The 10,278-nt window shown below is 55.7% G+C and carries 9 protein-coding genes; 4 read left to right on the forward strand and 5 right to left on the reverse strand.

The features are described from left to right. Positions 1-688, reverse strand: a 688-nt coding sequence (locus ABX962_RS19785; RefSeq protein WP_372721752.1) for a radical SAM protein, incomplete at its 3' end; no start/stop codon positions are given. 862 nt (positions 689-1,550) lie between these two features. Between ABX962_RS19785 and serB the strand changes: the two genes are divergently transcribed. Beyond that, the gene (gene serB, locus ABX962_RS19790) at positions 1,551-2,762 is read left to right on the forward strand and encodes a phosphoserine phosphatase SerB (RefSeq protein ID WP_372721753.1); all 1,212 of its coding nucleotides are present in this window, start codon (positions 1,551-1,553) and stop codon (positions 2,760-2,762) included. 485 nt (positions 2,763-3,247) lie between these two features. On the opposite strand, the gene pheS is transcribed toward serB, so the two are convergent. From pheS to pyrF, 4 genes are all read right to left on the reverse strand, one after another. Next, the gene (gene pheS / locus ABX962_RS19795; RefSeq protein WP_339946388.1) at positions 3,248-4,273 is read right to left on the reverse strand and encodes a phenylalanine--tRNA ligase subunit alpha; all 1,026 of its coding nucleotides are present in this window, start codon (positions 4,271-4,273) and stop codon (positions 3,248-3,250) included. A 171-nt stretch (positions 4,274-4,444) separates the two neighbouring features. After that, the gene (rplT, locus tag ABX962_RS19800) at positions 4,445-4,801 is read right to left on the reverse strand and encodes a 50S ribosomal protein L20 (RefSeq protein WP_008704621.1); all 357 of its coding nucleotides are present in this window, start codon (positions 4,799-4,801) and stop codon (positions 4,445-4,447) included. Positions 4,802-5,015: 214 nt separating this feature from the next. After that, the gene (gene rpmI, locus ABX962_RS19805; RefSeq protein WP_339946387.1) at positions 5,016-5,222 is read right to left on the reverse strand and encodes a 50S ribosomal protein L35; all 207 of its coding nucleotides are present in this window, start codon (positions 5,220-5,222) and stop codon (positions 5,016-5,018) included. Positions 5,223-5,342: 120 nt separating this feature from the next. Then, positions 5,343-6,281, reverse strand: a complete 939-nt coding sequence (pyrF, locus tag ABX962_RS19810; RefSeq protein WP_372721754.1) for an orotidine-5'-phosphate decarboxylase — start codon at positions 6,279-6,281, stop codon at positions 5,343-5,345. A gap of 228 nt (positions 6,282-6,509) precedes the next feature. Here pyrF and ABX962_RS19815 point away from each other — a divergent pair, with 228 nt between their 5' ends. Genes ABX962_RS19815 through ABX962_RS19825 form a run of 3 tightly spaced genes read left to right on the forward strand, consistent with a single transcriptional unit; the run spans position 6,510 to position 9,267 of the window. Then, a complete protein-coding gene (locus ABX962_RS19815) occupies positions 6,510-7,325 on the forward strand; it encodes a Dabb family protein (RefSeq protein WP_372721755.1) in 816 nt (271 codons plus the stop codon). Positions 7,326-7,383: 58 nt separating this feature from the next. Then, on the forward strand, positions 7,384-7,770 hold the full coding sequence (gene acpS / locus ABX962_RS19820) for a holo-ACP synthase (protein WP_008689740.1): 387 nt from the start codon (positions 7,384-7,386) through the stop codon (positions 7,768-7,770). Positions 7,771-7,776: 6 nt separating this feature from the next. Then, positions 7,777-9,267: a dicarboxylate/amino acid:cation symporter gene (locus ABX962_RS19825; RefSeq protein ID WP_372721756.1), complete on the forward strand. Its 1,491-nt coding sequence runs from the start codon at positions 7,777-7,779 to the stop codon at positions 9,265-9,267. The last annotated feature ends 1,011 nt before the right edge of the window (positions 9,268-10,278 follow it).

The following is a 10,278-nucleotide window of genomic DNA, read 5'->3' on the forward strand; positions in this document are numbered from 1 at the left end:
AATAGGTTGTGTCTTGAGCAACGACGACGATTTCCTTGACACCGCTGTCGCCGAGCCGTTTGGCCTCGTCGATGACTTGTTCCATCGGCTTGCTGTAGTGTTTGCCCCGCATCTTCGGGATCGCGCAAAACGTACACAGCCGGTCGCAGCCTTCGCTGATTTTCAGATAGGCAAAGTGCCGCGGCGTGACCGCACTTCGCACTGCATCGCTAAGCGGTTTGATCGGAGCAGGGCGGAAAACTTTCTGCTGCTCTTCGATCCCCGACTGCAAACGATCGATTACCGAGACGATCTCGTTACGGCCGAAGACGCCGATCATCGCATCGATCTCAGGTCGCGCCTCGAGCAATTTTCCTTGCTGACGTTCAGCCAAACATCCGGTGACGACGACGTTGCGAATTTTCCCCTGTCGCTTCAGCGCCAACATCTCGTCGATCGCCCCAAGCGACTCATCGCGAGCCGAATCGATAAAGCCGCATGTATTGACGACGACAAAGTCCGCGTTGTCGACCGAATCGACCATCGCGTAACCATCTTCGTCCAGCCGGCCTAGCATCTGCTCGGTATCGACAAGGTTCTTGGGACAGCCGAGGCTGATGACCGCATAGCGGCCGCGCTTGCTCGAATCGTCGCCCGTTGGACGGTTTTGCAAAGGAGAAGGAGTATCCGAAACGACAGGAAGTTGCATGGAGTGCACAAACAAATGGGCGGGGGGGAAGCTAAGCAAGCACGATTTTTCGCAGCGACAGCTGAATTAAACCCAAGAAAAGCCGAATTGGCTACCGACTTTCTCGGGATTCCCGCCGTTATTTTGCCGCAGCCCCCGCCACGATCCTCATTAGTGGGACCCTGCGTGAGGATAATCCCCCCAATGCGACGAGGCCGCGCAGCTTCAAGCAGAGCGAAGCTCGCGGTTGAGCGAGTTTCAGCTCCCCGTTTGGGCAACGTTGTGAAGCATTCCGTAGCGAAACTCGTCAAGAGTTTCGGGGGACACTCGCCGTGGATCGAAAGTCTTGACGGCTTGTTGATTTAATGAAGTCTCCTGCGGCAAGGGGTGTATGATGGACTTTCTAGTCCGTCAATGGCGCATTCGACGGACTAGGAAGTCCATCGTACGACTAAAACAACAAGCCGTTGACGACTTCCGCTACGTTAAAAATACACAAACCTTATAAGAAAAAATGCTTCACAGCGTTGCCCTTTGCGGAGGTCAGAGATGGCGGTAGCCAGCTCGGGGTGGGGCAATCGGTTCTAGAGAAAGTGTGGTGTTTTACAGAAAGCGACGGGCAAATTCAGTGTCACCCTGCCACGTGCGAACATTGCTGCTGATTTCACGAAGGCGGCTTCCCGCATTCAACGCCACGCCACATTCCGAGCCCCCGATTCTGAACCCCCGCGTGCTCTGAGCCCCCAGCGTCGCTCGCCGTGCCTACCCTTCATCGAGGTGCCGGATCGGTCTATGCTTTCCTCTTTCTTTTCGGGCCCCCTTTCTTTTCGGGCAGAGCCCGGCGAACCGCTCAAACGAAAAATGGCCGATTGGAGAGCCAACAATGGGCAACATCTTTTTACTGCGATTCACCGGCGAAGACCGCGTCGGATTGACGGCCGAATTGACCCGCACACTGGCCCAGCTCGGCGCCGAGGTGTTGGATATCAATCAAGCGGTCATCCACCAATCGCTGTTGTTGGGGATGATGATCCGCGTCGAGGTAGGAATCGAAGTCGAACGGCCCATCAATGCGATGGCGGAGTCGCTTGATCTTCGCGTCAAAATTCGTGCCATCGGAGACACCGAATACGACAACTGGGTCGACCGCCAAGGCAAACCGCGGTACATCCTGACGCTGTTGGCTCGATCGATCGAAGCGTCGCATATCGCGGCAGTGACCAAGATCATCATGGACGAAGGGCTCAATATCGATGTGATTCACCGGCTGTCCGGTCGGCCTCAGCGGCTTGAAAACCCCGAAACGCTTCGCCGCGCCTGTGTCGAATTCTGGCTTCGCGGCGAGCCTCACGATAAACCGCGGATGCAGGCACTCTACATGGACCTCAGCCGCGAATTGGCAATCGACATCGCTTGGCAAAAAGATGACGCCTACCGCAGATCGCGACGGCTGGTCGCGTTCGACATGGATTCAACGCTGATCCAAGCCGAAGTGATCGACGAATTGGCCAAAGAAGCCGGCTGTGGCGACGAAGTCGCTGCGATCACCGAAAGCGCGATGCGAGGCGAGCTGGACTTTGACACGTCGCTGCGTCGTCGTGTCGCGACACTGAAAGGGCTTCCCGAATCATCGCTACAGAAAGTTGCCGAGCGATTGAAATTGACCGAAGGCGCCGAAGCCTTACTGCTAAATCTACACGAACTCGGCTACCGCACCGCGATCCTGTCGGGCGGATTCAGCTACTTCGGCAACATGCTTCGCGATCGACTCGGCTTCAACTACGTGCACGCCAACGAACTCGAGATCATCGACGGCAAACTGACTGGCAAGGTGCTCGATCCGATCGTCAACGGACAACGCAAAGCCGAGTTACTCGAACAGATCGCCTCGAGCGAAGGAATCAACCGTCGCCAAATCATCGCGGTCGGTGACGGAGCGAACGATTTGCCGATGTTGAACCGAGCCGGGTTGGGCATCGCGTTTCATGCCAAACCGATCGTCCGCCAAGAGGCCGGCCACGCGGTTTCCAATCTCGGACTCGACGCCGTGCTATACCTGCTAGGCGTCCGTGATCGCGAGCGAGTGCAAGTCTAACGCCCGCCGTGGCGATCGCGAGACATCACGTAGCGAAAGACACCACGTAGCGAAACTCGCGAAGAGTTTCGGCCCCTTCTTCGGGAGACGGCTGACTTAGTAGCATGGATTCTAGGCCGGAGGCCGACACACCCTTTGCCGGTTGCGTGAGCCACCGTCTTGTGGAGGTGGGAAAGATAGCCCAGCGGGCGACACACTCTCGGTCAGTGTGTCGGCCTCCGGCCTATTCGCTTGCTACTAGAGCTTTTTCACTTTTGATGTAGCTTCCGTCGCCAGACGGTGGACCACGTTCTGGCGAACGTAGCTACGGCCGTTTATTCAAGCAAACGCTGCAGACTCCAACAAATCTTGCAGCGACTCGCGATGCTGCCTGGCCAAGCCGGGAAGGGATCTTTAGCAAGATCCACTACGATGGTGGTGGAAAGGATCTTTGGCAAGATCCGATACGTTGGTCGTATCGACAGCAGCTCAAATTCGATTGCTTGCTAGAACTGCCGTAAAAATCGCAGGTCGCCGCTGTACAGGTCGCGGATGTCGGTGATCCCGTGTCGACGCATGCACAGCCGCTCGACGCCCAACCCGAACGCGAATCCGCTGACCTTTTCGGGGTCGTAACCGACCGCTTCAAAGACCGCGGGATCGACCATCCCAGCACCGCCAAATTCGATCCAGGTATCATTCCACAGGAAATCGACTTCCACACTCGGCTCGGTGAACGGAAAGAACGAAGGGCGGAAGCGGATCTGAACGTCGCCGCCAAGATAGTTGGTCGCAAACACGCGAAGCACCGTTTTCAAATTCGCCATCGTGACGTGCTTGTCGACGTACAAGCCTTCCATTTGATGGAACATCGGATAATGCGTTGCGTCAGGTGCATCAGGTCGATACACACGGCCCAGCGAGATCACGCGGATCGGCGGTTCATGTTGTTCCATGACGCGGATTTGCACCGTGCTGGTTTGGCTTCGCAGCAACTGCGATCCTTCGCTGCCGGCTTGAGTGGCCGACGCGGTCGCCAGATAAAAATTGTCCAGCGGGTCACGTGCCGGATGATCTTCGGGAATGTTCAGCGCGACGAAGTTGTGCCACGGATCTTCGACCTCAGGCCCTTCGGCCGCCTCGAATCCCATTCGCCCCATGATCTCCATCAAATGGTTGATGGTTTGCGTGATCGGGTGGATGTGCCCAACGTTGGGGCGGATTCCTGGCAGCGTCGCATCGAATGTCGGATCGATCCCCGACGCTTCGCCGCCGCCCAAACGCGATTGCGATGCCTCGAACGATTCCTGGACCTTTGACTTGAATGCGTTGAGCCGCATCCCCGCGGCCTTGCGATCGCTCGGTTCGATGCCGCCCATCATCTTTTGGACGTCTTTAAGTGCTCCTTTTTTTGCACCTAGAAAACGCACACGAGTTTCTTCCACGGCGTCAGCATCGGCAGCATTCTCGAACGAATCGAGAGCGTCTTTTTCGAGTTGGTCGAGCGTGCTGATGAATTTATCGAGGGACATGATGCCAGGACACTAAGTCAAATGAGGGTGGGGAAGGAGCGAGAAAACGAGGACCATTGGTTAGCAGCGAGCTACCCAAAAATAAACCCAGCAAAAAATAAACCCAGAGTGCGTAAAACGCGACTCTGGGTCGTATTGGTTTACCCCTAAACAGGGAAAGACACCCGAGGCTTAGGCCGCGAGAACTTCTTTGACCTTGTCGCAGACCTCTTTGAAGCCAGCCTTGTCGTGGATCGCCATTTCCGAAAGCATCTTACGATCCAATTGGATACCGGCCTTGTTCAAACCGTAGATGAATTGGCTGTAGCGAATCCCGTGCTGACGAACCGCAGCGTTGATACGAACGATCCATAGGCGGCGAAAGTCACGCTTGCGGACGCGACGATCGCGGAACGCATACACACCAGCCCGAAGCAAAGTCTCCTTGACGCTTCGTGTCAGTTTACCGCGTCCGCCGCGGAAACCTTTGGCTCGTTTAAACAGACGCTTTTTAGATTGCCGACGTGCTGAACCTTTGGTGGTACGCATTGCTTTTACTTCCTAATGGTTGGATCGAATGCTCGAGGATATCGTCGTTGCGATAGGGGTTGTTCGAGCTTTTCGTCGCCTTTCTGACTTCAGGCCCCCGTCAATTCGATGCTGCGGGTGTTTCGCCTAGCCAGATGGATACGGTTCGACTTTGGGGTTGTGTGAAAAAATAAATAGAAGGTTTGAAATGCGAAAGCGATGAATGCTTTCGTGCTTAGTTGCTGTAGCCGTTTAGGGCGGCGTGAATGGTCGGTTCCATCACGCTGTCCAGCGAGGTGGTGCCACGCAGGTTACGACGACGCTTTTTGGTCAGGCCTTTTGCCAAGTGGCTCGTGCCGGAGGAGCGATGCATTGCCTTGCCAGTTGCTGACAAGCGAAATCGCTTTTTGGTGCCCTTGTGGGTCTTAATCTTGGTACCCATTTGTGATCCGCAAGTAATAGGTAGGGTGGTTTGGTAAACAACGGTTCGATCGAACACTTCCTTTAGGGTCCTGATCGAACCGCGAAGCTTACCGAATCGCGTTTATTTCCGAAAGTCCTGCTAGGAAATTCGCGTGGCCAAGACGGCATTCATTTCGTCGGTGGCCGCAGAAACGGCATCCTGCCAACGAGATTCACCGTATTTTTGCGAATATTCGTCGCGACGATGGGCAAAAATCAAGTTTCGCGAGTTGTTGACGATCGCCCCCATTCCGGCGTCGTCAAATCCCGCAATCACGTCTTTTGCCGTCCCGCCCTGGGCGCCAAAGCCCGGAATCAAGATCCAACTGGTCGGCATCGCCGCCCGCATTTCGGCCAATTGCTCGGGATAAGTCGCCCCCACCACCGCTCCGATCGGGCCGTAGCCGCTCTCGCCCGTACGCCCCTGGTTCAATTCCTGGACCAATTCGGCCACGCGAGCGTAGATGGTTTGCCCGTCCGTCACGCGGTCCTGCAACAGCCCCCCGCCTGGGTTGGATGTTTTGACCAGCACAAACACGCCCGCAGCCCGCTCGTCACAGACCTCGACGAACGGTTCGAGCGAATCACGGCCCAAATAGGGGCTGACGGTCAACGAATCGCTGCCCCACGGGCTGGCGTCTCCCGCCCCCAAATAGGCCTGAGCGTAGGCGGTCGCCGTGCTGCCGATGTCGTTCCGCTTGCCATCGGTGATCACCAATAACCCGGCATCCGACGCATACCGGATGACTTGACCGAGCGAGACCATGCCGGCCGGACCGAGCTGTTCAAAGAAGGCGGCTTGCGGTTTGACGCAGGCGACTTTGTCTTTGACGACGTCGATGATGTCACAGCAAAACTGCGTGTACGCCGCGGCTTTTGCATCCGCAGCCCCACTTTCGGCGATTTGCCGGATCGAGGTCGGCAATTGCTCCAAGCGAGGATCCAGTCCGACACAGGTGACCGATCCCGTTCGCCGCACCGCCTGGGCAAGACGATCCGCAAACGCAGGGGGTTTGTTTTGGCTGGTGCTTTGACTCATCGGAACGCGTCTCGATCAAATGGAGGTACAGAAAAGGGAACGAGGTTGAAGGTGAGCCCATTTTCTGATTCCTGAGCCCCGATTCGTCAAGGATGGAAGCGGCCACTGCGAAGCGTTACGATTGTCATTAGACGTACTGCAACTCCGAAACGCAGAACGTCTTGGTCGCCCCGCCTCGCCAGTCCTGCGTTTCGGAGCCGCAGTGCTTCACTCCCGCTTTGAGCCCCCATGTCAAAATCCAACCATTTTCTATCGCTGGCCGTGCTAACCGTTTCTTGTCTCGCGGTCACAGCGGGCTGCACCGCTGACGAAGCTGCCACGACGACCACCGACCCAACCACTTCGTCCTCTGCGGACACATCCGAATCAACCGATGCATCCGAATCAACTAAGGAATCACGCGTGCTGCGACATGCCGTCTTTTTCTCGTTCAAAGAATCCTCTTCGCCCGAACAGATCGATGCGGTCGCCAAGGCGTTCGAGCAGTTGCCGTCAAAAATTGATTCAATCGTCGATTTCGATTGGGGTGTGAATAACAGCCCCGAAGGACTCGACGATGGATTCACCCATTGTTTCCTACTGTCGTTTGCCGACGAATCAGGCCGAGCGGAATACCTGCCCCACCCGGCTCACAAAGAATTTGGCGACACGCTGCGTCCGCACATGAAAGACGTGTTCGTGATCGATTATTGGGGCGTCGCCGACGAAGATGCGGATGCCGACCGCAACGATGGCGATGAAACCGAACTGAAACACGCCGTGTTCTTCAAATTCAAGGACGACGCATCCAAAGAAGACATCGCGAAAATCGAGCAAGCGTTTGCCGAGCTGCCAAACAAGATCGATTCGATCACCGATTTTGAATGGGGCACCAATAACAGTCCCGAAAAACACGACGATGGCTTCACCCACTGCTTCATGGTCACGTTCGCGGACGAAGCGGGACGCGAAGAGTACTTGCCGCATCCTGATCACAAAGCGTTTGTCGAAATACTGATGCCCGTCCTCGATAAAGCTCGCGTGTTAGACTTTACGACGAAATAGTTTCGCAGCCGCGGTTCCTCCTCTCTCCCTCTCTTTTCTTTTTACCCCATGGCCCTTCATGGCAATCCTCGGACTCGGAACGGAAATTGTTGAATGTGTTCGCATCGCCAAAATGATCGAAGCGCATGGGGAACAATTTCTTGAACGTGTCTACAGTGCCAACGAAATCGAGTATTGTATTCAAACGGCAAACACGACTCAGTTGTTTGCCACTCGTTGGGCGGCGAAAGAGGCGGCGATGAAAGCGATGCGATGTCGGTACCAAGGAGTGCGTTGGACCGACATCGAAATCGTGGTGCATGTAGGCGAAGGACCAACCATGTTGCTCTCCGGTGCCGCGTCCCAATGGGCCGAACAACGAGGGATCGAGAGAGTTCATGTTTCGCTAGGTGCCTGCCGCACCCATGCCACCGCGTATGTCATCGCCACTGACGAATTGGATTAACCTGGAATGTTTCGGCTCGCTCTGCATTGGCAACTCCTAATCGGGATGATTTTTGGCACCATCCTAGGCGTGACGTTAAACATCACCGCCTCGAATCGCACGACCACGGTCGTTCGCCAACCGGGCACGCCCAGCGAACTGCCTCGCGGGATCGATTCCGCAACGATCCACGACACTTCGGGCTCGACGGTGATCCAGTATGTCAATGACCAAGGCGAGCAAATCAAACGGGTCGTCGATCCGGTAGACCCGCAAGCAGGCGTGTTTCGCTCGATCGAAACGCTCGCTGCCGTCGACCCGGCCGCCGTTGCGATCTACGAAACGTATGGCATGAGCGTCGCAAAACAGGTCGGCGGATGGCTGCAGCGGCTGGGGGGACTGTTTTTGCGAATGTTGCAAATGGTTGCCGTCCCACTGATTATCACATCGCTGTTGACCGGAGTCTTGGGGCTGGGGTCTTCGCAAGGACTCGGGAGAATGTTTCGCCGCACGCTGACTTATTACATTTGCACCAGCATGTTGGCGATCACCACTGGGCTGTTGGTTGTCAACGTTGTTCGTCCCGGCCTGAAGGATAATGTCGTCGCTCGCGCCCATCCTGATGCGCACGAGGCGGAATCGCTGATCAATGTGTTGTTCGCGCAACTCGAGGCGATGATCCCAAAGAACCCGTTTGCCGCCGTCGTCGACTCGAATTTTTTGTCGGTGATCGCGTTCACGATCGCGTTCGCGTTGTTCACCATCTCGGTCGGCGGCAAGACGGCCGAGCGGATTGGTGACGCCGCCAAAGCCGGATTTGACGTGATGATGGCGATGACAATGGCGATCATCAAACTCGCGCCGCTCGGCGTTTTGTTTTTGATCGCCGCGGTCACTGCGACTCAGGGAACCAGTGTGTTTATGGCGTTGGCGTGGTACGTCGTCGCAGTGGCAGTCGCGTTAGCGATTCACTCGCTGATCACGTTGCCGTTGATTTTGAAATTCATCGCCAAACGAAGTCCGGTTGAATTTTTCAAAGCGATGTCGCCAGCGTTGTTGACCGCGTTTAGCAGTGCCAGCAGCAATGGGACATTGCCGTTGACAATGTCGAGCGTGGAAGAGCGTGCCGGGATCAGCAACCGCACCGGATCGTTTGTGCTGCCGCTTGGAGCGACGATCAACATGGATGGCACAGCGCTCTACGAAGCCGTCGCGGTGTTATTCATTGCTCAGTTACACTTTGAGCGTAATTTAGAAATGAGCGAGCAGATCGTCGTTGCGCTGACGGCGTTATTGGCCAGTGTCGGTGCGGCGGGAATCCCGCACGCCGGGTTAGTGATGATGGCGATCATATTGAACGCCGTCGGATTACCGCTAGAGATGCAAGGCATCATCTTGGCGGTCGACCGCGTATTGGACATGTGCCGCACCTCGGTCAACGTCTGGAGCGACTCCTGCGGCTGCGCCGTCGTGGAAGCCCTCGAACTCGCCGACGCCCCCAAGCCAAGTACAGAATAGACTTCTCAGTCTATCAATGTGGGCTAGGCTTCCCGCCTGTCATTAACCTCCCAACGACAATTGCCAAATGACCATTGTCAATTTAGCTTTTTCAGTTCTTCTCCCCGGCCTCAACGTTGCTGCAAGCAATAGCAACCACAGCAAACAACGCACGCGTTTCAACCATCATCCCCAAGTCTCGAAAGGGACGGCATGCTGTAGCCCACGGCGTGAGCCGTGGGTTACAAAACAACCCTGGAATGAAAGCCCCGAAGGGGCGACAGAAAAGTCCGACGTCAACCGCGATCGGACCCGTTATCTTGCACTCACGCAAACGCAGCGCCGTAAAAAAAGAACAGCCCCGCGAATCAACGCGAATACTTGCTCCCTCTCAACGGCCTCAGCCTAAGCCAAAATACTGCCACACGACACCTTTCCAATCTCCACCACCCCGCATCAATTCCGCGTCTGTTCCGTCTAGCCCCAGTCTCCCGTAGTGGATCTTGCTAAAGATCCCGCGTCACTAAATTCTTAATCATACTCATAATCCTAATCTAACCCGCGCAACCAGTTCTCCGTCGCCAAATAAGAGAACTGGTCGCTCAGACAATTTGAACAAGAGCAAACAGAGGGAACAGAGTTACAAGTCACGCATTCTCCATCCTGCACCTCTCCCAGCGCAGCCGAGAGAGGTCGAGCAGAGCCTTTAGCGATTGCTCGGGTGAGGGCCTGTCTCCAGCTCACTCGCACCGCGAATCAATTCCGCGGCCGATCCGCCTTGCCCCACCCTCCCGTAGTGGATTTTGCTAAAGATCCCGCCGTACTGAATTCTTAATCTTAATCTTACTCATAATCCTAATCTCGACCGAGCAACCAAATCTCCGTCGCCAAACAAGAACGATGGTTGCTCGGACAATTTGAACAGGAGCAAACAGAGGGAACAGAGTTACAAGTCACGCATTCTCCATCCTGCACCTCTCCCAGCGCAGCCGGGAGAGGTCGAGCAGAGCCTTTAGCGATTGCTCGGGTGAG

This window comes from Novipirellula sp., assembly GCF_041583735.1.
In the GTDB taxonomy this organism is placed as follows: domain Bacteria; phylum Planctomycetota; class Planctomycetia; order Pirellulales; family Pirellulaceae; genus Novipirellula.